Origin of the sequence: Glutamicibacter sp. JL.03c (genome assembly GCF_025854375.1) — a bacterium.
Lineage (GTDB): Bacteria > Actinomycetota > Actinomycetes > Actinomycetales > Micrococcaceae > Glutamicibacter.
In genome coordinates this window covers 3,181,771-3,208,706 of sequence record NZ_CP107575.1, presented here as the reverse complement: position 1 = coordinate 3,208,706, position 26,936 = coordinate 3,181,771, and the positions used below count along the sequence as shown (strand labels likewise).

General features: G+C 65.1%; 23 protein-coding genes. 8 read left to right on the top strand and 15 right to left on the bottom strand.

Features of this window, described 5'->3' with window-relative positions; all coding sequences use genetic code 11:
* Nucleotides 1-105: 105 nt before the first annotated feature.
* Both OF385_RS14865 and OF385_RS14860 read right to left on the bottom strand, forming a co-directional pair.
* Nucleotides 106-2,751 carry a glycoside hydrolase family 78 protein gene (locus OF385_RS14865; protein WP_264276083.1) on the bottom strand — a complete coding sequence of 882 codons (2,646 nt, stop codon included), beginning with the start codon at nucleotides 2,749-2,751 and terminating at the stop codon, nucleotides 106-108.
* A gap of 53 nt (nucleotides 2,752-2,804) precedes the next feature.
* The gene (locus tag OF385_RS14860; protein WP_264276082.1) at nucleotides 2,805-3,395 is read right to left on the bottom strand and encodes a TetR/AcrR family transcriptional regulator; all 591 of its coding nucleotides are present in this window, start codon (nucleotides 3,393-3,395) and stop codon (nucleotides 2,805-2,807) included.
* Nucleotides 3,396-3,538: 143 nt separating this feature from the next.
* Between OF385_RS14860 and OF385_RS14855 the strand changes: the two genes are divergently transcribed.
* A complete protein-coding gene (locus OF385_RS14855; protein ID WP_264276081.1) occupies nucleotides 3,539-4,849 on the top strand; it encodes an MFS transporter in 1,311 nt (436 codons plus the stop codon).
* 52 nt (nucleotides 4,850-4,901) lie between these two features.
* Complete coding sequence (locus OF385_RS14850) at nucleotides 4,902-6,149, top strand: family 1 glycosylhydrolase (RefSeq protein WP_264276080.1); 1,248 nt, start codon at nucleotides 4,902-4,904, stop codon at nucleotides 6,147-6,149.
* 488 nt (nucleotides 6,150-6,637) lie between these two features.
* On the opposite strand, the gene OF385_RS14845 is transcribed toward OF385_RS14850, so the two are convergent.
* The 6 genes from OF385_RS14845 to OF385_RS14820 form a co-directional block, all read right to left on the bottom strand.
* Nucleotides 6,638-7,852 (bottom strand): YbfB/YjiJ family MFS transporter, encoded by a 1,215-nt coding sequence (locus OF385_RS14845; protein WP_264276079.1) that lies wholly within the window; start codon nucleotides 7,850-7,852, stop codon nucleotides 6,638-6,640.
* Nucleotides 7,833-8,732 carry a dihydrodipicolinate synthase family protein gene (locus tag OF385_RS14840; RefSeq protein ID WP_264276078.1) on the bottom strand — a complete coding sequence of 300 codons (900 nt, stop codon included), beginning with the start codon at nucleotides 8,730-8,732 and terminating at the stop codon, nucleotides 7,833-7,835. Before OF385_RS14840 ends, OF385_RS14845 begins: the two co-directional genes overlap by 20 nt.
* A 56-nt stretch (nucleotides 8,733-8,788) precedes the next feature.
* Nucleotides 8,789-9,412: a flavin reductase family protein gene (locus OF385_RS14835; protein ID WP_264276077.1), complete on the bottom strand. Its 624-nt coding sequence runs from the start codon at nucleotides 9,410-9,412 to the stop codon at nucleotides 8,789-8,791.
* A 54-nt stretch (nucleotides 9,413-9,466) separates the two neighbouring features.
* Entirely contained in the window at nucleotides 9,467-10,408 is a 942-nt protein-coding gene (locus tag OF385_RS14830; protein WP_264276076.1) for a MerR family DNA-binding transcriptional regulator, read from the bottom strand.
* 715 nt (nucleotides 10,409-11,123) lie between these two features.
* Nucleotides 11,124-12,806, bottom strand: coding sequence for an FAD-dependent monooxygenase (locus tag OF385_RS14825; protein ID WP_264276075.1), 1,683 nt, complete (start codon nucleotides 12,804-12,806; stop codon nucleotides 11,124-11,126).
* Nucleotides 12,807-12,816: 10 nt separating this feature from the next.
* Nucleotides 12,817-14,154 carry an MFS transporter gene (locus OF385_RS14820; protein WP_264276074.1) on the bottom strand — a complete coding sequence of 446 codons (1,338 nt, stop codon included), beginning with the start codon at nucleotides 14,152-14,154 and terminating at the stop codon, nucleotides 12,817-12,819.
* A gap of 140 nt (nucleotides 14,155-14,294) precedes the next feature.
* On the opposite strand from OF385_RS14820, the gene OF385_RS14815 reads away from it, so the two are divergent.
* A complete protein-coding gene (locus tag OF385_RS14815) occupies nucleotides 14,295-15,098 on the top strand; it encodes an IclR family transcriptional regulator (protein WP_264276073.1) in 804 nt (267 codons plus the stop codon).
* Between the two features lie 8 nt (nucleotides 15,099-15,106).
* Here the strand turns inward: OF385_RS14815 and OF385_RS14810 are convergent, their stop codons facing one another.
* Nucleotides 15,107-16,345, bottom strand: coding sequence for a DUF3500 domain-containing protein (locus tag OF385_RS14810; protein ID WP_264276072.1), 1,239 nt, complete (start codon nucleotides 16,343-16,345; stop codon nucleotides 15,107-15,109).
* Nucleotides 16,346-16,527: 182 nt separating this feature from the next.
* On the opposite strand from OF385_RS14810, the gene OF385_RS14805 reads away from it, so the two are divergent.
* Nucleotides 16,528-17,406 carry a fumarylacetoacetate hydrolase family protein gene (locus OF385_RS14805; protein ID WP_264276071.1) on the top strand — a complete coding sequence of 293 codons (879 nt, stop codon included), beginning with the start codon at nucleotides 16,528-16,530 and terminating at the stop codon, nucleotides 17,404-17,406.
* Between the two features lie 95 nt (nucleotides 17,407-17,501).
* Here the strand turns inward: OF385_RS14805 and OF385_RS14800 are convergent, their stop codons facing one another.
* Together OF385_RS14800 and OF385_RS14795 are read right to left on the bottom strand one after the other, a co-directional pair.
* Nucleotides 17,502-18,206, bottom strand: coding sequence for a FadR/GntR family transcriptional regulator (locus tag OF385_RS14800; protein ID WP_264276070.1), 705 nt, complete (start codon nucleotides 18,204-18,206; stop codon nucleotides 17,502-17,504).
* A gap of 48 nt (nucleotides 18,207-18,254) precedes the next feature.
* Nucleotides 18,255-19,235 (bottom strand): LysR family transcriptional regulator, encoded by a 981-nt coding sequence (locus tag OF385_RS14795; RefSeq protein WP_264276069.1) that lies wholly within the window; start codon nucleotides 19,233-19,235, stop codon nucleotides 18,255-18,257.
* A gap of 139 nt (nucleotides 19,236-19,374) precedes the next feature.
* On the opposite strand from OF385_RS14795, the gene OF385_RS14790 reads away from it, so the two are divergent.
* A complete protein-coding gene (locus OF385_RS14790) occupies nucleotides 19,375-20,346 on the top strand; it encodes an alpha/beta hydrolase (RefSeq protein WP_264276068.1) in 972 nt (323 codons plus the stop codon).
* Nucleotides 20,343-21,365, top strand: coding sequence for a cupin domain-containing protein (locus OF385_RS14785; protein ID WP_264276067.1), 1,023 nt, complete (start codon nucleotides 20,343-20,345; stop codon nucleotides 21,363-21,365). The genes OF385_RS14790 and OF385_RS14785 overlap by 4 nt, the downstream gene beginning before the upstream one ends.
* A gap of 43 nt (nucleotides 21,366-21,408) precedes the next feature.
* On the opposite strand, the gene OF385_RS14780 is transcribed toward OF385_RS14785, so the two are convergent.
* A complete protein-coding gene (locus tag OF385_RS14780) occupies nucleotides 21,409-22,140 on the bottom strand; it encodes an SDR family NAD(P)-dependent oxidoreductase (protein WP_264276066.1) in 732 nt (243 codons plus the stop codon).
* 261 nt (nucleotides 22,141-22,401) lie between these two features.
* Here OF385_RS14780 and OF385_RS14775 point away from each other — a divergent pair, with 261 nt between their 5' ends.
* Nucleotides 22,402-23,364: an arsenic resistance protein gene (locus OF385_RS14775; protein ID WP_264276065.1), complete on the top strand. Its 963-nt coding sequence runs from the start codon at nucleotides 22,402-22,404 to the stop codon at nucleotides 23,362-23,364.
* 311 nt (nucleotides 23,365-23,675) lie between these two features.
* Here the strand turns inward: OF385_RS14775 and OF385_RS14770 are convergent, their stop codons facing one another.
* From OF385_RS14770 to OF385_RS14760, 3 genes are read right to left on the bottom strand one after another with little or no spacing between them, the layout of a single operon-like run.
* On the bottom strand, nucleotides 23,676-24,575 hold the full coding sequence (locus OF385_RS14770) for an EamA family transporter (protein WP_264276064.1): 900 nt from the start codon (nucleotides 24,573-24,575) through the stop codon (nucleotides 23,676-23,678).
* Nucleotides 24,572-25,291 carry a B3/4 domain-containing protein gene (locus tag OF385_RS14765; RefSeq protein ID WP_264276063.1) on the bottom strand — a complete coding sequence of 240 codons (720 nt, stop codon included), beginning with the start codon at nucleotides 25,289-25,291 and terminating at the stop codon, nucleotides 24,572-24,574. The genes OF385_RS14770 and OF385_RS14765 overlap by 4 nt, the downstream gene beginning before the upstream one ends.
* Nucleotides 25,281-25,889, bottom strand: a complete 609-nt coding sequence (locus tag OF385_RS14760; RefSeq protein ID WP_264276062.1) for a helix-turn-helix domain-containing protein — start codon at nucleotides 25,887-25,889, stop codon at nucleotides 25,281-25,283. The genes OF385_RS14765 and OF385_RS14760 overlap by 11 nt, the downstream gene beginning before the upstream one ends.
* Before the next feature lie 271 nt (nucleotides 25,890-26,160).
* Between OF385_RS14760 and OF385_RS14755 the strand changes: the two genes are divergently transcribed.
* A complete protein-coding gene (locus OF385_RS14755; protein ID WP_264276061.1) occupies nucleotides 26,161-26,892 on the top strand; it encodes a Pr6Pr family membrane protein in 732 nt (243 codons plus the stop codon).
* Nucleotides 26,893-26,936: the final 44 nt, after the last annotated feature.

The window sequence follows — 26,936 nt, the reverse complement described above, 5'->3', positions numbered from 1 at the left end:
CCCAGGATGAACTGGCAGGTGCCGCACTTCCTGATGGACACCGGCATTTGGCACGCTTGCAGCGCGGCCGCGGCGGTTTCAGGGAATGCCGGTCACCGTGGAATCCTAGGCTGCGTCAAAGGTCGGGGCGCTGCGCGCTGCGCTCCCTTCCTGGAAGAGGCAACTGAAGTGGTGGGTTCCCGAGCCCACGATGATTGGCTCGGAACCGTCGGGCAGGCAGACTTCCGCGGAGGTTGACGAGGGAACGATGACCTCCAAGGCGAAGCTTTCCCCGTCAAGGGTCCAGGAGGAGGAGGCCACGCCGTAAGGAGTCTCAAGCCGGGTGCGTGCCCAGGACAAGTCCTTGGTCGGCACCGGGGCGATCCGCTGACGGCGGTAGCCCGGAGCGGCAGGGGCCAGTCCGCCGACCCTGCGGTGCAGGAAGTCGGCCACCGCGCCGAAGGCATAGTGGTTGAAGGAAGTCATGCCGCCAGGATTGATCGAGCCGTCGGGCAGCATCGAATTCCAGCGTTCCCAGATGGTTGTAGCCCCCATGGTTACCGGGTAGAGCCACGACGGGCATTCTTCTTGCCGCAGCAACTGCCACATGGTGGCCGCCTGGCCGGTCTGCACCAGAGCGTCGCAAATGTGCGGGGTGCCGAGGAAACCCGACCCGATATGGAATCCGTCTTCCGCGACCTGGGCTGCCAGCAGGGCACCAGCATGCTCCTGCTGCTGCGCAGACAGCAACCCGAATCGGATCGCCAGGGCATAGGCGGTTTGCGAGGGGAAAGCAGCTCTTCCGCTGGGGGTCACATACTCCTGGCGGTAGCGTTCCGCGCAGCGTTCGAATAATTCGGCATAGTAGCGCTCATCCGCGCTGCGCCCCAGGGCTTGCGCGCTGTCACGCATGATCCGCGCCGACTGGGCGAGGTAGGCGGTGGCGACGGCTTGCCACGGCAGGCGTGCCGCCCACGGCTGGTCATCCGGAGCCGCCGAATCAAGCCAGTCGCCAAAGGAGAACCCGCCACTGGCGAAATCGAGCTGATCGCCGGCGCGGCGCAGCATGGCGTGGACCCACCGTTCCATGCTGTCCCATTGGCGTTCGAGGATGCCGATGTCCGCGTATCGCTCGTACAGGGTCCACGGCACGACGGTGGCGGCATCGCCCCACCCCGCTTCAGCATCAAGGGGAGGCATCGAGGGGTCGACGTCCACCCAGGGGATGTAGACCGGCACGTTGCCGTTGGGCAGCTGATCGGCTGCGAGGTCGGCGAGCCAGCCGGAGAGCATCCCGGAGCAGTCGTAGAGGTAGGCGGCGCTGGGAGCAAAGGCCATCAGATCCCCGGTCCACCCGAGCCGTTCGTCCCGTTGCGGGCAATCGGTGGGAACGTCGAGGAAATTTCCGCGCATGCTCCACACCACGTTCTCATGCAGTTTGCTCAGCAATTCATCCGAGCAGTCGAACTCGCCGGTACGGGCCATGTCGGTGTGCAGGACCACGGCTTGCAGCGCGTCGAGGCCCATTTCTCCGGGCCACCCTTCGACTTGGACGTAGCGGAAGCCATGGAAGGTGAATTCGGGTTCCCACTGCGCGGCGTTGCCATCGCTGATGTACTCATCGGTCGCTTGGGCTGAGCGCAGGGGCCGGGTGCCCAGCTCGCCATGTTCCAGTACTTCGGCATGCCGGAAGGTGATTTTCTGCCCGGCGCCCATGGCGGGGATCTGCACCCTCAGCCGGCCGACGAGATTCTGGCCGAAATCCACGATGGTGGATCCAGAGGGGCTAACCAGCCGCGCCACCGGAGCGACGAGCCCGGTTTGCCTGACCGCCGGTCCTTCAGGGGCCACCAGGGTGCTGGTCTCGAGAGCTTGTATCGTTACCGGGGTCCAGGCGCTGTCATCGAATCCTGGTTCGTCCCAGCCGTCGGGCACGCTCCGGGCATCGGTGGTCTGCCCCATGTAGAGGTCCGCTCGGATGACCGGCCCCAGCGTGCTGCGCCAGGAATCATTGGTGCCGAGGATGGACAGTGTTCCGTCGGCATGCCGTACTTCCAGCTGCGCCAAGGCAGCTGTCGTCTCGCCGTAGAGACCACGCAAGCCCCCGAAACCGAGGAAACCGCGGAACCAGCCATCAGCCAGGTGGATGCCCAGCGCGTTGGCACCGTGGCGGAGCTCGGCGGTGACATCCCAGGTGCGGTAGCGCAGGCGCTGGTCATAGCTGCTCCAGCCGGGATTCAGGGCATCCTCGCCGATGACTTGGCCATTAAGATGCACCGTCATGATGCCCCGGGCCGTGGCACGCAGGCGGGCCGAGCGGATTTGCCCGTGTTTTGCGATCCGGGGCGCGAGGTCGATTTCCCCGCGCAACAAGGCCGCGGGTTCGCCGTTGTTGCCCGCGGGAGGCAGGTGCGGGCTGATGGCCGAGGCGCGGAACAGTGCCGGGTCAAGCAGTCCGGTTTCCAGTACCGTTGGCTCGCTCCAGGGCGAGGGATCGTGATCAGCGCCCCAGACTCGCACGCGCACCGCCCGTGCGGCACGCGAGGGAAGCTCTTGGGCGGGCCAAGGGATAAGGATCTGCTGCGGGGAGTCGATGCGCCCGGTGCGCTGCAATTCCCCGGTTTCCTGGTTGCTGATTTCCAGCTCGTACCCCTGCTGGAACCAGCCGCCCAGGGCGGTGTCGGTGATCCAGGACAGCCGCGGCGCGGCCTCCCCGATGCCCAGGGGTTCGCGGTGGTGCTCAATGGTGACGGGGCGTACGCGGACGGTCATGGATGTTCCTTGGGGGGTCGGGGTTCACGAGCAAGGGGGTGTGGGCTGGGATCCTAGAGCGGGCGCTGGAGGTAGCCGTTGATGTAGTCGCGGATCCCTTCGGCCATGTCGACGTCCATGCCTTGCAGCCAGAGGGCTTCCAATCCTTCGGTCATGGCCAGGGTGTTGAGGGCCGCGGCGCGTGGCTCGACTCCGGGCAATAGCCCGTCTTGGAGCAGGACTTCCGAGTAGGACTGCGTGACAGCGTCGGCGATTCTCCTCAGCCGTTCATGGAAGTACTGGTGTGCTGGGTGCGTGCTGTCCACGGCTTCGGTGGACAGGTTGCGGTAGAGCTGGACGACGCCGCGCTGCTGTGCTTGGACGCGGGAGATTTCGACGAGCGCGGCGAGGAAGTCCCTGCCGGTTTTGCCCTGGAGCTTCTCTTCCGCCAAGGCATCTCGTTGCTGGAGCACGGCCGTGAGCAGGGCCAGCTTGCCACCGGCAAAATGATGCAGCACACCGGTCTGGCTGATGCCCACCATGCGCGCTATCTCATTGACGGAACTGGCGGTGTAGCCGTTTTTTGCAAAGAGCGTGAAGGCGGCGTCGAGGATCTGCTCGCGTCGTTGTGCTGTTTTCCGGTAGGTGCCCCTGGTGCCTGTCATACCTGAACTGTATCAGCGATCACACGAAAACATGTAACCCTTTAAGTTTTCGTGTTACAGTGATCTGCATCACCGGCCGTTCGGGAAATGGCGGTGCTTACCGGCCCCATTGCAGTGGCCCCAAAGGTTAAGGAAACCTCACCATGACACACCCAGCCCAAGGGGAATTTCTCTCCCCGCCCACCGATGACGCAGGGCAAGAACACACAGGTCCGATGGCCACGGCAACCCACCGCTCTCGTCGGGTCTTGGTCTTTTTTCTCGTGCTCGCCATGATCGGCGCCGGCGCCGCCCAGATGTCGGCGGCCTTGCTGACGCTCACGCTCAAAGCCACCGAGCTCAACGCCTCGGCCGCGACCACCACGATCTCCATTTCCAGCGCGGTGGCCGGTGTGCTGACCCTGGCCGCGCTGCCCCTGGTGGGGGCGCTCAGCGACCGCTCGCGTTCACGCTGGGGACGGCGCCGGCCCTATCTGCTGCTGTCGGCGCTCGCCTTCACCATCGGTGGCGTGCTGCTGGTGGCAGCCCGGAACGTACCGGTCTTTGTCGCAGCCCACCTGCTGATCACCCTGGGATTCGTGACCGCGAGCGTGACGATCATCGCGTTGCTCACCGACCAGCTTCCCGATGATCGCCGTGGTGCCCCGACCGCGCTGTTGAGCATGGGCACGCCCCTGGGTGCCCTGATCGGCATGGCGGTCGCGGTGCCTTTTGGCGATCACCTGCTTCCGCTGGTGGCGATCCCGACCGCACTGGCCGTCATTGGCGTCCTCAGCCTGGCCTGCATTGTCCGCGACCCGCACCACCCCGAGCATCGCCCGCGCAGCACCCCCGCCCAGCTGCTCGGCATTTTCTGGGTCAATCCAATCCGCCATGCCGATTTCGCCTGGGTCTTCAGCTCGCGGATGCTGGTGTTCTCCGGTGTGGCTGCCCTGAATGGATACCAGGCGATCTACATGCTCCAGCGATTGCATTTGCAGCCCGCATCCCTGGGTACCGCGATCCTTTTGACCGTAGTGCTCAATGCAGGAATCACCATGCTGGTAGCTCCGGTCATTGGCAAGATCAGCGACCGGCTGAACCTGCGCAAGCCCTTCATCCTTGCCGCGGCGGTGATCCTGGGTATCGGATTGGTCCTGGCTTCCTTCGCGCCAAACCTGCCAATGTACTTGATTGCCTGCACTGTCGTCGGCTTGGGCCAAGGCGTCTACTTCGCCGTAGAACTGGTGCTGGCGACTCAAATCCTTCCCGACAAGAAGAATCCAGCCAAGGACCTGGGCATCCTGAAAATCGCGGATAACCTGCCGGTCACCATCGTTTCGGCGGTTGCCCCGTTCCTGCTGGCCATCGGCGCAGGGACAACGGGACCGAACTTCTCGGCACTGTTCATCGCCGGTGCGCTGTCGAGCATACTCGGCGGATTCTGCATCCTGCTGGTGCGCGGTGCGCGCTAGCCGCCGACCACGAAATTCACCACATCACCACGAGCCGAAAGGACATTGGCCCATGACCCACTACCCAGAGAATTTCCTATGGGGCGTTGCTACCGCGGGACATCAGAATGAGGGGAACAATTCGCACAGCGATATCTGGTTCCTGGAGCATCTCCAGCCGACCCTTTTCAGCGAGCCGTCCGGTCGTGCCTGCGGCGCCTATGAGCGCTATGAAGCGGACCTGGACCTGGTCGCCTCGCTGGGGCTCAACGCGTTCCGCTTTTCTATCGAATGGGCGCGGATCGAACCCGAACGCGGAAAGACCATCGGGCGGGAACTGGACCATTATGAAGCGGTGGTCGACGCGGCCCTGCAACGGGGGCTGACCCCGCTGGCGACGTTCAACCACTTTGCGGCGCCCCACTGGTTTTCGGCCGCCGGCTCCTGGCTGGCCAGCGACGCGGCGGAGCGCTTCGCTGACCAAGTCGATCGGGTCATGCAAAGAATCGGAGACCGCCTCGGAGCCGCCGTGACCATCAATGAGCCGAATCTGGAGCAGCTGCTGCAGGCTGGCGGCAAGCTCCCGCCCGAGGCGGAAGCCCTCAAGAGGCAGATGCTCCGGGAGGCAGCTCGCGCCGCGGGAACCGAGAGCTACTATGCGTCCAATGTGATTCCCTCGGATGTCCAAGAAGAGTTCCAAGCGGCCTTCACCGTGGCGCACCGGACAGCAAAATCTGCCATCAAGGCCCAACGCGGCGACTTGCCCGTGGGAGTCTCCATTGCAATCGCCGACGAGCGTGCGCTGCCCGGCGGCGAGGAACGTCGAGATGCCCGCCGCGCCGCGGTCTATGATCATTGGCTGCGCGTGGCCCGCGACGATGACTTCATCGGCGTGCAGAATTATGAAGCCTTCCTGCACGGTCCCGACGGCGAGGTCCCGCAGGAAGGAGTGCGCAATGGCATGGGGTCCGTTGTTGATCCCACCGCCCTCGCCGGTGCCGTGCGCTATGCCCATGAAGTCTCCGGGGTGCCGGTGCTGGTCACCGAGCATGGCATTCAGATTGCCGATGACGCAATCCGTGCGCAGTTCATCCCGCAGTCCTTGGCCGCCCTGGAACAGCAGATCGCCGCAGGCACACTGGTGCTTGGCTACTGCCACTGGACGCTGATGGACAACTTCGAGTGGATCTTCGGCTACGCACCGAAACTGGGCTTATTCGAGGTTGACCGCGACTCATTGGAACGCACCCCCAAGTCCAGCGCCGCGGCCTACGCCACGGTCGTGCACGCAGCGCGTCAGCTGGCAGGGGCCCGCGGCTAGAGCGGCGGGGCAAAGACCCGGGCCCTCGGGCCACAGCCATCGGTGGCCAGCAGGCCCAGCGATGGCTGTCGTCACTTTTATGCTCAGGTCCAAGGATTCGGCGACCTCCTGGGACCGATGCATTGAATTCCTGGAGCATGAAAGCAAGATGCTGTTCTGGCCGGATGACCGTTTCTTGGCGGGCCAGACCCCAGGGCATCCGCCTCCGGAGGCGTGGTCGAGGAAAGCGCTAATCGAGTGCCCTCCAGGTGCTTGCTCAACGCCGTTTCCCTGCGTCGATGCCCGAGAATCGCTCCCGCATTTTCGCGCGCTGTCTGATACGAGGAGGTGGCCCATGAAGAACCTGCCTGATCGCGGCAGCCTGCGCGCTCGTCAGCAGCATGCCGGAGTCCGAGTTCTTCCACAACGATGACATCACGCTATTCGCCGCCGGGTATCCGGTCCACTCCAAGCGGGACCGAATTGGTGCACAAGCAATGGTAGCCGGGTCAACGAGATCTCACGCGTTCGGCTGTGCTTACTAGGCCGGCCAGCGCAGTCAGCCCTGCAACGAGCGCGACCGGCAGCCACACGATACCCGTGATAAGCGCGCCCGCCACCGCCGTGCCTGCGGATCCAGCAGCGATCTTCAGGGCGCCAACCCAGATGAACACCTGCCCGCGGGCCTCGGCCGGCGCATGCTCGCTGCGCGCAGCAAGCGTTGCAGCGAAGAACAAGGAATTCGCGATTCCCGCTATGCCGAAGGACACCAGGACCGATACGAATCCTGGAACCATGAGCACCACGGCCAGACTGGCCGCCACAACAAGGGCAAGCACCGCAGTGAGCCGATCTGATTCTCCCCTCAGCGGCCACGCCATGAGCACCGCGGAACCCGTCAAGCTTCCGACTCCGTAGCCGGCGACCAAGGTGCCAGCCAGCGCGGCGCTTCCGAGGGATGGAGCAACCGCCACCGCGTAAATTGGCAGCACGGCCACCGCGAACGCCACAACGACGGTCAGCGAGAGAGTCCGCCGCAACGGCCCCGATCGCCAGATCACCAGCAGTGTGCGCCCCGGCGAGGGAACGTCCGCGGCGGCAACCTGGGGATCCTGTCGAGGAAGAATGAGCACGCCTCCGGCGCCGGCGATCGCGGCGGCCGCGAGCGCGAGTGTCGCCGTCAGCGGCCCAGGGCCGGCGGCGATCCAGGCGACCGCCGCCGGGCCGAGGGTGCCGCTGAGGCCATAGCTTGCGACATCCCAGCCCTGGGCGCGGCGTTGGCTTCTCTGCGACGGGCCCGCGATCGAAGGCAAGCGGCTGCTGACACCGCCGGTGAGCATCGGCCCGAACAGGCCCGATACGATCAGCAGCACCGCTGGAACAGCAGCCCACGTGACGGGCAGCAGCAGGCCGGCAGCACCCAGCAGCACACCGTGGACTAGTGCGGCGAGGGCGATGACCTTCCGCCCGTCCCGTGCCGTGTCGAGGCGGCGCGCGATGAACGGACCCAGCAGGTGTGGCGCGGTGATCGAAGCGCCGAGCAGCCCCGAGACCCAACCGGGCAGGCCTGAAGCCTGGGCGAGCAAGACGATCGCGACCACCGCGCCGCCATCGGCCGAGCGCACTAGCGTCGAAGCGGCGACGTACCGGGCAAGCGCCCACCCTCGGCCCTTCTCGGCGGGATCAGCGACTTCCTCTGCGCTTTCAGTCGAGGCCGAGTTCATCGACCACCTCGCTCACTCGCACACGCTGCGCCTCGGTGAGTCCCAGAAGAGGCAACGGCAGGCTTCGTGTTGGAGCAAGGCCGAGTTGCTCTGCAATCGCGGCGACTACTCGCAGGCTCCCGCCGAACTCTGCGAACAGCTTGAAGATCGGCGCGAGACGTTCAGAGGCAGCTATGGCATCGTCCGCTCTTCCTTCCTGGGCCGCGCGGGTGATGGCGAGCGACTGCACGGGGAGGGTTCCACCGATGACGGAGTACCAGGCGTCGCAGCCGGCATTCAGGCCCGCCGCGGCGAAGGCATCTCCCGATACGCCGATGGTCAAGTGGGCCGGGACCACGGCACGGATGGCCGCGATGTGCTCGCGGGCCGCTGCCGGGTCGGCTGGAACGCCCGGGATCTTGATCGAGCCGATGCCTGGGAGCTCGGCGATGCGGGCGTAGAGTTCGTTGGTGAAGGAGAAGTGCGTGGTACCCGGATTGTCGTAGACGATCACCGGCAGCTCGGTGCGCTCGGTGACCGTGCGGAACAGCTCGAAGACGTCAACATGCGTCAGAGGCTGGTAGGTCATGGGCGCGAGCAGCACTCCTGCGGCACCGGCCCGCTCGGCGGCTTCGACATTCGCGAGCACCTGCGAGGTGCGCAGGGCACCGACCCCCACGAATACCGGCGTGGATCCCGCGTGCTCGACGGCGAGCCGGGAAACCCGTGCGCGCTCCTCGGCGCTCAAGTAGGCGTACGAGCCAGTCGACCCCAGGGCCGTGATCGAGTCGACACCTGCCGCGGCGAGGCGTTCGACGAGGCCGACGAATGCGCGCTCGTCGATCCGGTCGTCCGAGAGAGGGGTCAGAGGGAAGGCGCTGAGGCCTGTGAAGTTGCTCAATTGTTCTCCTAGTTGGTTGCGGAGGCGGTTAGGGAGGAATGCGATCAGAGGAGCTTCTACGAGTTCCTCACCGGGTGAGCGGTGTCGCTATTGGCGCGGTGTCCGACTTCTTCGCTGACGCCGAGGTAGTGACGGAAGCTATAGATGGTCGGCTGCCACATGCTGGGGTCGATGTGCTGGGTGCCTGGCACGACGATCCGTGGATCGGCGTGGATCCTCAGCACCTCTACCTCGGCCATGCAGTATTCCCCGGCCCCTGGTGTCGCTTTGCACAGCCTGCCCTCGAATTGGAGAGCGCACTCGCGCACACGGGATGGGCCCACGACATCAGACGGCTGAGGCGTGAGGTCTGCCCGGGCGAACTTGTCCGGTTCGTACGTGTAGCGATGACGCTTGGTGGCCGGCACGGGGTCCATTCCCGTGGTGTCGGCGATTGACTCCACCGATTTCCACTTGTCCGGCGAGGGAAAGTTAACGGTGATGTCTGGGCGTTCCAGGAGGTTCTTGATAGTTCTCCCCTGGTTGAGCAGGCCGATCACTATCATGCGCCCGAGCGACCAGTATGACGAGGCCACCGAAAGGTTTGTGGTCCCGTCCGGGTTTTCGGTGCATAGAAGCATGACCGGGGTGCCGACGTACAAGACGCTGGGTTCGACGATGATGTGTTCAGTAAGTTGCAAGGGCTGCACTTTCTGGATTGGCCCCAGTCAGAGAACTCCTGGCGGCGAAATGATTCAGAGCGGGTTGTCGGACAGCCACTGCAACACCTGCAGGGCATGGGTGTTCGGCGGGAAGATCGGGTAAAACACGTGCTCGATCTGTCCATCGCGGATGATGAGGGTCAGCCGGGAATACAGCCGCTCGTGGCCGGAGGCCGCGAAGGTCGGCAAGCGCAGCGAGTCAGCCAGCACCATTTTCTCATCGGAGATCATGCCGAAGGGCAGGCGCAGCCGCTCGACGACTTCCGCCTGGTATGCGGTACTTTGGCTGGACAAGCCGAACACCCGCTCCGCACCGGTGTCTCGCAACTGCTGGAAGTGGTCGCGGAAGTTGCAGGCCTCGGTGGAGCATCCCCGTGCTCCTGGAATGGAGTCCCATCCTTCTGGCAGGTCGACTCCGGGCCGGCCGGTCAGCGGGTACAAGTAGAGGACGGTGCGGCCCGGACCGAGAGCTGAAAGTTCGACAATCTGGCCTTGGGTGCTGGGCAGCTTCAGTTGGGGCACCAATGACCCCGCTAGGTGATCCACCGCCCCGTCGTCCACCGGAACGGGCAGGCCTGGGGGCAGAGTCGTGAACTCGAGCACAGCGTTGAGTTGGGTGAAGGAGCGGCCGGCACTTTTTTCTAGCCGCTGCTGCAGGGCCGCTCGGCGAGTCGAAAGTGCGTCGATCATGCGATCAACCTCGGCGATCGAGTCGCGATAGACCGCCAGGGAGCTCACGCATTCATCCCCGTGATCGTGTCCGAGGTCCAAGCACTCGACGAACGGCCCGGCCTTCAGCGGCGAGATGCCGATTTCACTGAGTTCGCGGATTTCGACCACAGCCCGGACGTGATCGTCGTTAAAGGTCCGATAACCGTTGGGCTCTCGTTCCGCCTCGATCAGGCCAAGTCGTTCGTAGTAGCGGACCGCCTTGATCGACACTCTGGCCCTTTTCGCCAGTTCACTAATGCGCATCCAGCACCTCCTGCAGTACAGGTTAAACCTTGCCCTTGAGGTCAAGGTCAAATCCCTGGTGCTAGCGCATCGAAGGTGGTGCTGGAGCGCCGAGATCCTAACCCTGCCAACGTCGGGGCAGTCATCGAACGTGTGCACGAGGCAGCCCATGGCGCCTGGGAACGACCTGCCGCACCTGCGCTATTGGGTCGGATTCTGCATCGAACCGAGCCTCGTGACGGAGGGGATCGGCCAGGACGGCTTTGCTCCGCGATTGCCAGCCGCCGCAGGGGCGACCATGCGCAGGGCATTGAATTGCACATCGTGTGCGCTGCCGGTCAACGGCGAGTTGCGCCTTGGCGGGCGCAACGACAGGAACACCAAGGGACACGGTGAAAATATGCCGGCTGATCGCAAGAAGAACGCCCATTCAACCACTCGAGCACGAAGATCATCACCGGATCGGTAACTCGGTGCCGCCGTGGGGAGCAATGGGAGATTGCGGAGCGCAGGGCTGTTCTTTGGGCGCGCCGGCCCTACCAGGCCGCGATGTGACTCATGGATGCCAGGCGCTGCCCGGGACAGCCAGACGGGGCGCGTCAGTGTTCACCCCCTAGGGCCATGCTTCAGCCAATGCAGAAGGACCCCTCCATGGGCGGGGAAATTCCGAGGCCGGCGAGCCATTGCCTCGCCGGCCTCGGGCCATCGTTGATCAGGCTGCGCTACTGCCGCGTGCTCACACCAGTGAACCGGTCTTGTTGCCCAGGCACAGACGCAGCGCGTCCATGACTCCGGCGAGGTCATCGCCCTGCCAGCCCACGTGCTGGTCCGGGCGGATCAGCACGGCGGAAGCTGCCCACCGGGATTCTGCCGGGAAAAAGGAAGTGTCGATGACGCGCACGGCCAAGGGGAGGCCGGCCGCGCCAGCCGCGGCCTTGATCTCCTCGATCGCCATGGCACCATCTGCCTCGGCGGCATGCTGGTCAATGAGCAAGGTGAAATCCTGGCCGAGCTGGTCGTACAGGCAGCTGCCCGGTGCCAGCCATGCGTGCGGCAGCAAGCATCCGGGAGCAGTGCTGGGCGTGTAGCTGATCGGATGCGAGGCCGGGGGCTCGCTGCCATCGGCCGCGATGATCGGCGACCCGGCATAGTGGTAGCCCAGTACCAGACCCAGCGAATGGAACTCGCTGGCCTTGACCTGCAGATGGGTTTGCGCCGACGCCCTGGCCGCGTCGGCCTCGGAGCCCGGGGCGTTGAGCAAGGCACTGGCAAAGTCGTAGGCCAGGGACTTGCCATTCTGCGCCGCTTCGGCGATGGTCCGCTCGGCGACTTGGCGCCGTTCCAGCTCATAGGAAGCCAGCAGGGCCGGGGGTGCCCACCCGTGCAGGACGGCCGCCAGTTTCCATGCCAGATTGCTGGCATCGCCAATGCAGGTGTTGAAGCCATGACCGCCCCAGGGCGGATTCAGGTGGGCCGCGTCTCCCACCAGGAAGATTCCGTCGCGGCCATAGGAGCTGGCCAGAAGCATGCGGGCGGTCCACGGGTCGGTGGCCTGGATCTGCAGGTCGATGTCCGCGCCCACCATGGTCCGGATGGAGGAGGCCGCATCAAAGTCCGGATCATTGCCGTCGGCGCCCTGGATGATCGCCCACCACGAATCGGCCAGATCCATCGGACCGATCATTCCGCAGACGCCTTCGGAAAGGACCCAGTACTGCACCGCCGGGTCAAGCTCCACCGTGCGTGCCAGGTCGGAGGAGGTGAACACGGCGCTGACATTGGAGAGCGCGGCGGAACCGCCAACCATGGGGATGCCCATGGATTTGCGCACCACGGAGCTGGCTCCGTCGGCGCCGACGACGAAGTCGGCCCTTATGCTGAGCGTTGTGCCGTGCGCATTCTCGGCAGTGACCTCATGCTGTGGGGAGCCGAAGGCCGTGGTGCCCTCAAGTTGCCTCACGCTGCTGGTCCGATAGCCGAACCAGGTGGTGATCAGCGGGTTCTTGGCGACCGCTGCACGCAGCACCTCTTCGACGAGGGGTTGCGGGATCTGCTGGCCGCATTCGGGCTGCCAGCGGTACGGGCCCTGGGCAAGCTGGAAGGCTTCATGGAATCGGGTGATCTCGTAGCCGGTGAGGGTCGAGCAGAAAATGACATCCTGCGAATAGCTGGTGGGCAACGGGGCAGCTTGACGCAGCGCGTCGGCCAGCCCGAGGCGCCGCAGGTGGGTCATGGTGCGCGCATTGGTGGTCTTGGCCCGCGGGCGAAGCCGGTCGATCTCCTGCCGGGGCTCGATCAGCACGGATTCGATGCCGCGCTGGGCGAGGTCCAAGGCCAGGAACAGGCCGCTGGGACCGCCGCCGCTGATCACCACCGGCGCGCCGGCTGCTCCTGCAGGTCGTTGCTCGTTGTTCGTCATGGGGATTCTCCTAGGATTGCTTGGAAGCTGGCAGCGGTGCTGAGGCCGAGGACGAGTCGTTCGCCAGCCCCCGTGCGGGGCTCACCCGTGGCAGGGTCAGCATCATGATGGCTCCGAAAATCGCCGGGATGGCGAAGGCTATTGCGGCGCCGGCGACGCCGGTTCCGGTGGCGATAATCAGCGCGCCATAGGTGGGACCCGCGATGGCGCCGAGCCGTCCAATGGCCAGCGCCCAGCCCAAGCCGGTGGCCCGCATGGAGGTTGGATAGAACTGCGCGATGTAGTCGTTGATCTGGTTTTGCGTGCCCATGCCCCCGAATCCGGTCAGCGCCACCAGCAGCATCATCAGCGCGGTGGGCGGGTTGGAGGTCATCAGCATCAGGGCCGCTGCGGCCGTGACGAAGCCGGTAACGATCAACGGCTTCACGCCAAGACGCTGGCTGGCCAAGGAAGCAAGCACCGTGCCGAGCATCGCGCCGACGGAATACGCCAGGAGGAATGAGACCGAGGAGCCCAGGCCATATCCCGCGTTGCGCATGATCTGCGGCAGCCACGTGCTGACCCCGAACATCGTGAGCATGGACAGCAATGTCACCAGCCAGATACGCAGTGAACGGGCCCCGAACGCCGCGCCGAACAACTGCCGGGTCGGGCTGGCCGCCACGGAGCTGTTCGAGGTGCGGACGGCGGCGTCGGGCGAGGCCAGGCCGTAGGCGGTGAAGATCTTCTCTGCCTGGGCCGCGCGTCCCACCGTGGTGAGGAAGGCGGGCGATTCCGGAAGATACTTCCAGGCCAGTGCCGCCGCGATGAATCCGAAGGACCCCAGCGCGTAGACCGGACGGAAGGAATAGGTTTCGATCAGCAGCATGGAGCTCAAGGACGCGGCAATGGTTCCCAGGGCCGGACCGGTGAGCACGATCCCCAGTGTCAGGGATTTCTTCTCGGGCACAGCGAATTCGTTGGCCAGCGCCACCGCGGTCGGCAGCAGCCCGCCCACGCCGAAGCAGGCAACAAAGCGCGCGGCCGCGAAGATCTCCCAGGTCGGTGAGAACGCGCAGACCAGCATGAAGCTGGAAAAGAGCAGGACCGAGCCGATCAGGATCTTTCTCCGCCCCAGCTTGTCGGTGAGCATTCCCACCACGAGGGAGCCGGCGAGCATCCCGACCAGGGCCAAGCTGCCCACGGTTCCCGCCTGCGCGGCGGTGACATTGAATGGCTCCTGGCCGATCAGTGCCGGCAAGGTGGTGCCGTAGACGTACAGGTCATACCCATCGGCGATCAAGCTGAGCCAACAGATGAAGTACACGATCGTTCGTGACCGGTGGGTGGAGGATGGTGCGGTCATCATTGACTCCCTTTCCAAGACGGTGGACGCGGGCCCGAAGCGGTGGCCCTGCAAGAATCTTGGTGTTTTTGACAACCCGGCAGGGACAGTGTTTCAATCAATGAAACACAATTTGTGTGCTGAATCACGCTGGGGGTACGCCGATGAAGAGCGCAGGGGGACGGCCGGCCCAGGGCGAGCCCGTGATTGATCGGGCGTTCATGATCCTCGGCGCGTTCCAGGGCACCCGGCGAATCCTGTCGATGTCCGAGATCACGAGATTGACGGGCATTCCCAAGGCGACCACGTGGCGGCTGGTAGGACAGCTGGCCAAGTGGGGCGCGCTGGAAAAAGCCGACGACGGGCGCTATGTCATCGGCGTGCGCATGTGGGAATTGGCATCGCTGGCACCACGCGGGCATGGGGTGCGAGCCATCGCCCTGCCCCACCTCGAGGACTTGTACGCTGCCACGGGCCACCACGTGATCCTGGCGATTCGCGACGGGAGCGAAGCGGTGATGGTGGACCGGCTTTCCTCGCCGCAGGCCCCGGAGGTGGCCTACCGTGTTGGAGGGCGCATGCCCTTGCGGAGCACCGCCGTGGGCCGCGTGCTCCTGGCACATTGCCCGCTGGCCGAGGCGAATGCGATTCTCGCCAGCGCCCAGGACAGCGAAGCGGGCGGCGACACCCTGGATGAAGCCGAGATGCGCCAGGTCTTGGCGCACGTGAAGCGCACCGGGTTCAGCGTGGTGCGCCGGACCCTGCCGAGCAGGACCCTTTCCGTGGCAGCTGCCATCAAGGATGCCAATGGCGCAGTGGCGGCCGCGCTGTCGGTGGTCATCCCCGAGGGGGCGGCGGCCCCGCAGGCGCTGTGGCCCGCCGTGGGCACGGCCGCCAGGACCATTTCCCGGAGCCTGGGATACAGTTCCCCGTCGTCTCCGGGGTACGTTCCGGAGTTCCGGCTATAGCTGCAGGCTCACTGCTGTTGCCACTGGTTCACCCAGGCGCGGCCATAGTCATTGCCGTGCGGCGTCCTCATGACCGTATGCACATGGAAGCGCTGCGGGGTCTGGTAATCGAGGAATACCCCGCAGTGATGGTCCAATTCGACGATGATCACCGGGGATTGAATGCGGTAGTAGAAAACGTCTCCCGGGGCGCTTGCGCCAATCCAGGCAAACCAGGTCTCGTCCAGATGCTCGCGCAGCTCACGCGCCCGCGCAGCCCGGGGGCCGCTGGGCAAAGGGGAGATGAACTCGTCGAGGATCTCGAGCACCAGCTCCCGGGAGCCGACCTCCATGTCAGCCACGCAGATCCCTTCCAGGGGGATGACCCGGTTGTCCTGGAAGGCCCCGGCCAGATGCCGTTCGTCGCCGGGGTGCACCCGGCCTTCGGGCATGGCTGGATCGACCATCTGCTCGTACAGCGTCGCTGCGCTGCGCAGTTCGGGGGACAGCGTGGCCATCAACTCGGTGGCGAGGCCGACGCGCCGGTCGAAAGCCCGCAGCCCGCGGTCCGGCCCTTCATCGATTTCATTGGGTTCTGCCCCGAAGAAGACCGGGCCGAGTGCCATGCGCCCGTCCACCACAAGGCAATTGACCGCGCAGTGATGGCCGTAGAGCTGCCAGCCCCAGGGCTGTGTGGGGTGCGGAGTGCCGTAGAGCGCGAAGTTGTAGCTGAATTCGTTCAAGAGCGATTCCAGGCCAACGGTTTTGCCAAGGAAGCCGTTGATCAGCATCATGCCGTGGGCCAGCTCGTAGCCTTCTGGGCTCAGTGAGGCCGCCATGAGTTCCAGGACCTTGGTGCGCACCGCCGGCGGCTGGAACTCCAGGCGCAGCCCGGTATCGAATTGCATGAATTCCGGGTTGGCCCAGGTCTGCCACTGTGGGGCGTCAACCGGGTGCATCAGCGTGGCCTGGTCTTCGGGGCCCAGTTCTGCAAGCAGTGCCCCGGCGGCCTCAAGCATCGCGCCCAGCGGAGCCGCTTCGCCGGGACGGGCGGGCTCGAGGCGATGAAGCCCTTCCCGCAGTTCGCCCGCTTCGGTGACCCCCTTGAACGGTTGGAGATAGAGCGGAGTCCAGCCCTTGATGAGCTCGCCGGTGAAGCTGCCTTCTTCCCTCGCGGCTTCCCGGTATTGATACGCGTCCAGCTCCTTGATCCGGGCGATGCGGGGGTGGCCTTCGGGGAAAAGGTACTGGCGGAATTCTGCGCTCATGGTTCATTCCTTCGGAATCTATGGGAGGGGGAGACTTAGCCGGACCAGCCTATCGAGTGGTGCGCTGCGGGGATCCCGGGCTGTACACGGACCGGAATCTATGTCATGCTCCAATTCAAGCATAAAAGGTGCGAATCTTTTAGACCTTTTAGAAAATCGTGAATCGTGACGGAGGCAAACGCATGAGAATCATTGGCGTGCAACGCGAGAATGGGCAGATTCAGGTCGCATCCCTGGCCGAGGACGGCGAATCAGTGGAAATCCTGGGCGGATTGGAGGAATTCTGGGCTGCGCCGGCCCGCCATCTGCAGAGCGCCGGCCAGGGGCAGGTCCTGCCAGCCCGAGACCTGCCCTTCGTACCTCCGGTGCTGCCCGGGGCCAGGGTCATCTGCATCGGGCTGAATTACCTCAAGCACGTGGCCGAAGGCTCCTACCGGGATGCCGAACTGCCCCAATACCCCACGCTCTTTGCGCGCTGGACGCAATCGCTCACCGTCGATGGCGCCGAGGTGCCCGTGCCGGCGGGAGAGGCCGGGTTGGATTGGGAAGGGGAAATCGTGGCCTGGATCGGCGATACCCTGGTCGACGCCACCGCAGACGAGGCCTTGAAGGCAGTCCTGGGCTATTCCGCATTCAATGACCTCACCGCCCGGCGGGCGCAGAAACTGACCTCGCAATGGATTCTCGGGAAGAACGCGGATCGCTCCGGTCCCTTGGGCCCCATGGTCCCGGCCGCTGAAGTCGGCGACTTGCGCGACGGGTTGCAGGTTGTCACGAGGGTCAACGGGGAAATCGTGCAAAATGGCAACACCGATGAAATGGTGTACACGCTCGGGGAAACGCTGGCACATATCTCGCAGACCTTCACCCTGAGGCCCGGCGACCTTCTGGCCACCGGAACACCCTCCGGAGTCGGGTATGCCCGCGACCCGCAATGGCTGCTGCAGCCAGGGGATACCGTGGAAGTGGACATCGAACGCCTTGGCACGATCAGCAATACGATCGTGGGCAACGAGGCCCGGCACGCCGTGCGCTCCGAAGTTGCCGCAAATCCCGCGTAATCGGTCGAACCTGGCCAGGCAGCGGCCTATCACCGGCGCTTTGCGCCGGTGATAGGCCGCCCAGTGCTGTACCCCGCCGCTGACGCCAGTGGCACCTAGTCCGGGGAATTGTGCTCCTGGACGATCCCGGGCAGATCCCTCTCGCGGGCGTCGATAATCGATTCAACTAATTTCTCGTGGACCTCCACCCGGCGGCGCCGATACCCGGCGCCCGCAGCCGTATTCTCATCCAGCAGGGCCCCGGCGGAAGACTGCTGAAGGTAGCCCAGGGTCGAGAGGTACACGGCCCGCGCCATTTCGTTGGGGCAGATCGCGGCGATATCCCGATGCAGCGCCCAATTTGCCTGCATGAACGCTTCCCAATCGTGCTGGGCCTCGCGCAGCAGCTGCAACGATCGGCGCAAGCGCAGCACATCGTCATCGGTGCGATGGCGTGCGGCCTGCACCGCAATGAAGAGTTCAAGGGCCTCACGCAGCTCGATGGCCTCCTGCGTCGCGGTGGCTGAGCTTGCGACGTTCAACAGGGTGTGGCGCAATTGCACCACGGGGGTGCGCTGGGCGAGGAAGAGGCCGCCACCGCGGCCCGGCCGGATTTCCAGCATTCCGCGCTCGCGCAACAGCCGCACCGCTTCGCTCACCGTGGACCTGGCCAGCCCGGTTTGCGCGCGGATCTCGTGCAGCGTGCCGACCATGTCTCCGGGAACCAGCTGGCGCTGCCGGATGTCTTCCTCAATGGACAGCGCGAGCTCTTCGGCCCGCGAACGGGGCAGGCTCCGCCGGAGCTGGCTTTCAGAAGTCATCGAGGCAAACTCCGGTTGCTGACGTGGTGCTGGCAGTGGACACTCCGTTCACCGCACTGGGTCGACATCGGAGGATGCATCCACTATATCGGCAGGACCCGCGCTGGCGGCTTCGTCGCGTCCGCAAGCGCGATCCGGGTCCCCGGTGCGGGCGGTGGCGATCCGGAGGAATGATTCAAGCTCGGGGGACAGCTTTTCATCCCGGGTGGCCAGCAGCACCCACACCCGCAGTTCGGTGTCCAGCGGCACAAAACGCACGCCGGGACGAGCATAGGAGGAAATCACGGAGGAGCCAGCGATGTTCATGCCGATGCCGGCCGATACCAGCTCCATGGCTTCGTCGGCCGAATCCACCAGGTGCTTGATGGTGCACTGCTGCGGCAGCCGAGGATCAATGGTTTCGTACCAGTAGCGCCCCGGGGCGTGGCCGGCAGGCTGCGTCTGTGCCGGCCCGATCAGCGTCTCGCCCAGCAAGTCGTCCACGGTGACGCGATCCCGGGCTGCGAAGCGGTGGGCTTCGGGCATCGCCACCACCAGCTCCTCGCCCCACAACACCGAGGTCTTCAGCCCCGGGTAGCTGGCGCCCGGGTTCAGGTCGAAGACGAAGGCGCAGTCCGCCTCGCGGCGCTCCACCGCCTGCAGCCCGCCGGTGAATCCGCTGGGCCGCAATCGCAGGTCCACCCGTGGCATGCGCGCGGTCGCCGCCTGCAGGATGGCCCGCAAACCTGCGCTGGCCGCCGGGGTCCCCAGATGCAGCACGGACTTCTGGGGCGAGCGCGACCAGTCGAGGATTCTTTCGGAAGAGTTCAAAGTCTCGCGGGCCATGGGCACCAGTTCCAGCCCCTTGGCGGTGAGCAGGACGGTGCGCGGGCTGCGCTCGAAGAGCTTGCACTCCAGCTGGCGTTCCAAGGCGGAAATCTGGCCGCTGAGCGTGGAGGGACTCAGATGCAGCAGCCCGGCGGCCCGCGCAAAATGCAGGGTATCGGCCACCGCGATAAAACAACGCAGCTGGTGCAAGGTAAGATCCACGCTTCGACTGTAGCGCATGCGTGGCAGGGAACCGGGCCGTGCCAGCGCCACAGCCCGGCCGGCTGCTTCGGATCTGCCGAACGCCGGTTCGGTTTTTCCTGATGGCCAGCGGCACCATGGACCCCCGAAAATTGACTGCATGACTTCTTCATCGTCAAACCATGCCGTGCGCAGCTATCTTTCCGTTGACTACGCCGGCGCAGAAAGTTCCGCGCTGCTGATGGATCTGCACGTTCCGGCGGACGCGCCGGGCGAAGTCCCGGTGGTCATCTGGCTGCACGGCGGCGGCTGGTTCACCGGCGACCGCACGCTGGCCCCGGACCTCGCAGCCTGTGCCGCACGCACCAAGATGGCCTTTGCCTCCATTGACTACAGGCTCTCGGGCGAGGCCAAATTCCCGGCGCCCCTGGACGACGTGATTACCGCGATCAGGCATCTTCGGGCCCGCGGAGCGCAGTGGGGCATCGACGGGGCGCGCATCGGCGTATGGGGTGCTTCGGCCGGTGCCCACCTGGCCGCCCTGGCAGCGCTGAAGGCCTCGGCACCGGCCCCCGAGGCACCGTCGGACGCGCAGGTCGCCTGCGTGGTGGCCTGCTATCCACCGGTGGACCTGGAAATGATCATTGCCCAACGCCCGGCCGGGCGCAGTTGGGAGCAGACACCCGAAGGGCGCCTGCTGGGCGTGGATCCGGAGACCGGCCCCGGCCAGCTGGTGGCCCAGCAGGCATCCCCCTTGGGCCACGTTTCCGCCCAGGCCCCGGCCTTCTTGATCTGCCACGGGACCGCGGATGAACTGGTGCCGCCGGTGCACTCCCAGATGCTGTTCGAGCGCCTCGAAGCCGAGTCGGTGCCCGCCGAACTGTACCTGCTCCAGGATTATCGCCACGGATTCATCAACCCGCCCGGGCGCCTGGACGTGCAGCTGGCTGCCGTCATGGATGATGGCCGGCTGGAGGCGGAGGTCCGTGCGCCCGCCCTCGCCCGCAATACCCGGCAGCCCGGAACCCGGGACACCACATTCGGATTCGCGGAAATCGAGAATTTCCTTTCCGCGCACCTTCAAGCCGCCAATCCACACCGTCAAACACCACGAGGACACAGCGAATCATGACCCAGATCGATATAGAACGCATGCACCGCTTGGCGCCTGTCATCAACGCCCTGCCCGGGGAACCGGTGCCCTATTACCTGGCATCGGGCGAAGGCGAACGCCATGAAGTCGATGGCCAGCTGGTCACCGTGGTCGCGCGCACCCAGGATACCGGCGGGCTCTTTGAAGCCGCGTTCATCCTGGGCTCGGCCGGTGCGCACAGCACCGGCTCCGCACTGCACGCGGTGCAGCGCTCATTCTTCGTCGTGGACGGCAGCGTGCAGGTCACCGTTGCCGGGACGACCCGCATCCTGGCCCAGGGCGACTCCTTCCATGTGGCGCCGGGCGAGAGCCTGGAATACCGGATGCTGGGCCACATGACCCGACTCTTCTTGTTCAGCGCGCCCGGCGGCGCGCTGGCGGACTTGCTCGCTGGGGCGGAGCGCACCGAACGCCACCTGTTCACCATGGACTCTTTGAACCCCGGGGATCTGCAGCTTCCCGAGGGCATCGGTGCCGCGGCGTCATTGGATTTGCCTGACGGAGGTGGCGGCTACTTCCTCAGCGCCGGGGGAGGCGAGCACCGGGCCTGGCCCGATGCGCTGAACAGCTACCTGGCGCGGCCAGCCAATACCGGCGGCCGCTACTTCGCAGTCAATACGCTGGCCGCGGTGCAGCCCTACATCATCCGCCATTTCCACCGCCTGCACACCGAGAACTTCATTTGCCTCTCCGGACGCGTGTGGCTGTGGGTCAATGGCCACGAGGTGCTCCTGACGGCCGGCGATTTCCTGCACGCTCCGGCCGGGACCGTGCACAGCTTCGCTATCGGTGCGCACAATACCCAGATGCTCGGGCTGCTCACCGGCGGGGTCTTCGAGAAATTCTTCGATGTGACCTCGGAGCCGGCCAAGGCGCCGGTGTATTCCGAGGGGCTGGTTGATCCTTCCACGGTGATTGCCGGCATCCAGGCGAATCCGGATCTCGACCTGCAGGTGGTGGGGCCACCGCCTGAGCGCACCCTCGCGCCCGGGCTGTAGCACCGGCCCGCGAGAACCTGGCGTCCCCGCGGCGTGGCGCGGATCAGAGTCCGCCGGCTACCCGCAGGGTCGCACCGGTGGTGTACGAGGCGTCCTCGGAGAGCAGCCACGCGACCGCGCCAGCAATTTCCTCGGGAACGCCGGGGCGCCCGAGCGGGATGGAAGCAGCCACTTTTGCCGGGCGCTGCGGGTCCTTGTGGAAATCCGTCCACACCGTACCGGGCTCGACGCAATTGACGCGGATGCCATCCTCGGCCAGTTCCTTGGACAGCCCGAGGCTCAGCGCCGCAATGCCGGCCTTGGCCGCAGCATAGTGGACGTACGTGCCGGGACTGCCCAGGGTCGCGGCGCAGGAACCGATGAGCACCAGGGAACCCTGCGTGGCAGCCAGGTACCGGGTGGCTTCCCGAGCCGTCAGGATGGCGCCGTAGAGATTTACTTCGAGATCACCGCGGATCTCCTCGGGATCCAGCTCCTGCAGGGAACCCACTGCTTGGACCGCACCGGCCGAGGCCACGACGCCGCGCAGCGTTCCAAGCCCTTGGCTGGCTGAGAAGAACTGCGACACCGAGCCGGGATCGGTGACATCGAGTTGCAGTGCCATCGCTTGCTGGCCCAGTGCGCGGACCTCCTGCGCCACGTCCTGGGCGGCCTCCTCGTTGCTGCGGTAGCCGATGGCAACATGGTGGCCGGCTTGGGCCACCCGCTGGGCGATCGCCGCGCCGATGCCCCGCGACCCTCCGGTGATGGCGATGACGGACTCAGAAGTATGCATGGGCCCAGTCTAGCCACGGCATCTGCCCCTCGGGCACCCTAGGCCGCCAGAGCGCAGGGATGCTGCCCCGCACGCAATTCCCGCGCCGCCACAGCATGGACCGTGGGGCATCGTCGGCTCCCGAGGGCCTGGAAGGCTTAGGGTTGAGCTGATGCGTATTTCAGAAGCTGAAGCCCGGCCTGGTGTTCCCGCGACCGCCTTGAGGTACGGCGCGCCTGAAGGGCCGCTTACCGCGGGACCCGGAAATAGGAAAGGCCGGGCATGCGGGTACTAATCCACTGGTGGGAGCGCCACCAGGCGCTCCTCTATCTCCTGGCCATCGCCGGGGGTGCGGCCCTCGGCCTGATGTCCCCGCCCGCGGTACCGGTGATGCAAGAGCTCATCGAGCCATCGCTGATGCTCTTGCTCTTTTCCACCTTCATGGCTGTGCCGCTGGCAGAGGCCGGCAAGGGTTTCCGCGACCTGCGTTTTCTGGGAACCGTGCTGGGCGTGAATTTCGCAGTGATGCCGTTGGCGGCGTGGGGACTGTCTCGATTCGTGATGGATGACCAAGGGCTGCTGCTCGGTGTGCTGCTGGTGCTGCTGACCCCCTGCATTGACTACGTCATCGTGTTCACGGGCTTGGCCGGTGGGGCCCAAGCCCGTCTGCTGGCCGCCACGCCATTGCTGATGCTGGTTCAAATCCTGTTGTTGCCCCTCTACCTGTGGTTATTCGCCGGTTCGCAGGCACTGGCGGCAATCCAGATTGCGCCGTTCATTCGAGCATTCATCCTGTTGATCATCATCCCGCTGGCCGCAGCCGCCCTGGTTCAACTGCTGGGCCGGAAAACCCGGGCCGGGCAGGCCATTGGCGAAACCATGGGCGCGGCCATGGTGCCGCTGATGATGGGAACGCTGGCGGCAGTCGTGGGTTCGCAGATCCCCACGGTGGCCACCCAGCTTGCTTCCCTGGCCCGGGTGGTTCCGCTCTACCTGATTTTTGCCGTCATCGCCGTGCTGGTGGGAAGCGGTGCCGGAAAGGCCGCAGGGCTCGATGCCGGTGCCACGCGGGCGGTCATGTTCTCGGCCACCACACGGAATTCGCTGGTGGTCCTGCCCATGGCCCTGGCCCTGCCGGCAACCTTTGCTTTGGCGCCGATGGCAGTGGTGACCCAAACACTCGTTGAACTGGTGATCATGGTGGTGATGATCCGGCTGGTCCCTCGATTGGCCAGGGAAACATGAAACCCGGGGCCTGATGGCCGCACGGCAGCCCCATGGAGAGATCCGGCAGAAGAGCAACTACTTCAAACGCAGTGCATGGATCGGTTCAACCAGACGATGTTCCCAGTACTCGAAAACGGGACAGTGGATGAGAGAAAGTTTTCGAGTCCAAGGAGCGTCACGTCCCTCTTCTTATCCCGTGTCGGAGGGCTCAGTGCCCGTATCAATGGTGATCCGTGCCAGGCGGGTGATGATGCTTACCGTCGTTGCCGGCCATCGGAACTTCAGGAATCCAACGGCCGGGACTTGGAATCCCGGCCGCCGCGTAGTGGTTACTTCGTCGGCTCCCGGGGCAGATCGATGGGTTCCAGCGCCGCCTGCTGCCGGCGCCCACCTCGCTGGGCCCCGGCACCAGCACAGACCACCAAGACGATGCCCAGTACTTGGAACCAGGTTGGCGTCTGGGACAAGACGAGCAGGCCCATCAGCACACCGAAGGCCGGTTCGATGGATAGCAGGGTGCCAAAGGCGCTGTGGGTCATGCGCCGCAGGGCCAGCATCTCCAAGCCGAAGGCGATCACCGGGGTGATCAAGGCGATGCCGGCCGCGGCGGGCAGGACCCACCAGGTGAAATCTCCGTGAAGGGTTTGGGGCAGCCCGACGGGCAGGGTGGCGAGGGCGGCGACCGGGATGGTCAAGGACAGGCCGCTGATTCCTGAGAATCTGTCGCCCACGTGCTGCGTGAGCAGGTTGTACAAGCCCCAGCAGGTCCCGGCCCCCAGAGCGAACAGCACCCCGACGCCGTCGATTTCCCCGTGCCACGGCTCGGTCAGCAGCACCACGCCGATAATGGCGATGACCGGCCAGATCAGCGCCTTGTGGTGCTTGCTCATGAGACCGGCGACGGTCAGCGGCCCCAGGAACTCGATGGACACGGCGGTGCCCAGCGGAATGCGGGCCACCGCCTCGAGGAACAGGGCCGTCATATATCCGGTGACCACGCCCAGGGCGATGAGAGCTGGCACGTCTTGTTTGCGGATGGCCTTGAAATCCGGGCGCGCAATGACCCAGAGGAACACGATGCCAAAGCTCATGCGCAACCATGCGGTACCGCCGGCGCCGACCTGTTCAACCACGGAGACGGACAACGCGTTGGATAACTGGACCGCGAGCATCGCCGCGATGGCCAAGGTCCACGGTGGCAGGCTGTGGATGGAACTGCGTGCTGTCATTGGGCACCTATGATCCGGCGCGAAACCTGTACCGCGGGGCCCAGCGATTCCAGGGCCTGGCCCAAGGCTTCCCCGGCGGCGTCGAGCTCGGCATCGGCCATCGGCTCCAGCGCATCAAGGATGAAGAAGGCCGTGGTGGTGTTGCCCGAGAGCGCGGTGCGCTGGCCTTGGCGCCAATTCCAGCGGCGGCAGGTCACCCCGGTGCCATCGCGCCAGATCACTTCGCCAGCCGCGGGGTGCTCGATGACCGTTTCGCCGGCCGCGCGCGTATCGAAGGCTTCGTCTCCCACCGCGCGGGTGAGGCGGGCCGGACCGTCATACAAGTCAAAATCCTCGCCACCGAGCGGAACCTGGTGGAGCACGCTGATGGCGTTGTAGATATCGGTCAGGGCATTGACCCGAGGCAGGCCATCGGCGGCCCGGCGAGTGAGGGCTTCCAGGCTGTTACGGGTGCGCTGCGGCTTCGCCCCAAAAGCCCGGTAGGCTTCGCGCCACGCGCTGATGTGCGGCAGCTGATCCACCGGCGTAGTGGACAGCAATTCGCTGGCGTGGGCTTCGGCGCGTTGGATCAGGCCATCGGCGAGGGTGGTATGGGCCTGTTGATCCAGTCCCTCAACGACCAGCAGCAAGGCGCGGTAGTCCGGGCGGAGCGCGTAAATGCTGGGATCAACGCTGCAGGCGTAGAGGAATTCGGTGGGGGTGAGATTATGTGGCATCGCTATGCTCCTTCTTGTGTCCGTGGCCTACGCCGGGTTCGTAGACGCAGAGGCTGAACGTGGCGGAGATTTGGCCCTGATTTTCGTAGGAATGATCAACGTCGCTGAAGAACGATAGGGCGTCTCCGGCCTGCAACTGGTGGGACTGGCCGCCGACGTGGACGGTGAGGGAGCCTTGGTGCAGGTGCAGCAGTTCGCGCGTTCCAGCGCTGTGGGCTTCGCTTTCGTGGCGCTCGCCGGCAGCCATCGTCCAGTCCCACAATTCCACGACATCAGGGGCTTCGGTGCCGGCGACCAGGATGCCCTGGCCACCGTTATCCCCGGTCCACAAGGTGGCGCCTTCCCCGGCCCGGGTGAGGCTGGTGGTGCGGGGTTCCGGTGGTTCGACCAAGGCGGGCAGGCCTACTCCGAGGGCATCGGAGAGCCGCAGCAGGATGCTGACGCTGGGGTTGGCCGTTCCCTGCTCGACGTTGACGAGCATGCGCCGGCTGATCCCGGCGAGCTCGGAGAGCTGGTCCAAGGTCCAGCCGTTGTTCTTGCGTTCGCTTTTGACCCGTGCCCCGATGCTTCGGGCGAGCTGTTCCGCGCTGGTTTCCATAAGTGCATCATAATGCACTGAAAGTGCACTGTCTAGAATGCGGTACCCGCATCGGTTCCGGTGAAGACGATAATTCACGACATGTTGGTGCAACCAAGGGATGTGGCATCTATGGTGGGAGCAACGCGCCTCGTACACCACCTCTGGAGTATTCGTGACCGAGCCTGCAGCATCGCCAAGGATGGCTGCATTCACGTCGCTGAATCCCTGGCAGTCCACTGCATGGTGTTTGCGCGTCGAAATCGAGCTTCCGGGAAGGCGCTGAATGAAGATGACCGATGTGCGACTGGCAGAAGCAGGGCACCACGCCGTCCTCACCTGGCGGCCTCTGGCGCTGGCCTACCGGTTTGCGGCTCTCATCCTGATCCTGGCAGGCATTCTGCGGATATCGGGGATCCTGACAAGCGCCCCGGTCTGGAACAGCTTCCTGTTCTACACGGTGCTCAGCAACCTGCTGTGCCTGGCCTGGACGGCGGGGTTGATCATCGCCACCATCAAGGACCTCAGGAGCGCCGGCGTCCGCGGCTGCTCCACGCCGTCAGCGCGCCTGGGCGGGGCGGTCATGCTGGCCATCACCGTCACCTTGCTGATCTACCTGGTTGTCCTCGTGCCGCAAAGCTTCCGGCAAGGCGGGGACTACGTCCCGTTTTCCCTGACCGATAACCTCATCCACATCATCAGCCCTCTGCTGATCATCGTCGACTGGCTGGCCTTTGCTCCCAAGGGCCAGTTCCGCTGGACGGATCCGCTGCTGTGGGCACTGATCCCCTATGGGTACCTGGCCTTCGCCTTTGCCTATGGAGCGTCCGGCGGCGAATTCTATCCGGGCGTGAACTACCCCTACCCATTCATGAATGTGGCAGAACTGGGAGTGGGCGCGGTGGCGTTGTGGATCGTCGGACTGACCGTTTCGCTGCTCGGCGTAGCCTATCTCTACGTTGCCGTGGATCGATGGCTGGGGCGCCAAGCCGGACGGGATGGCGTGCGCACCCAAGTGCGGTAGCAGGCCTTCGGCGCAAGGGCTGCGTCGCAGGCACCCCCTTGAGC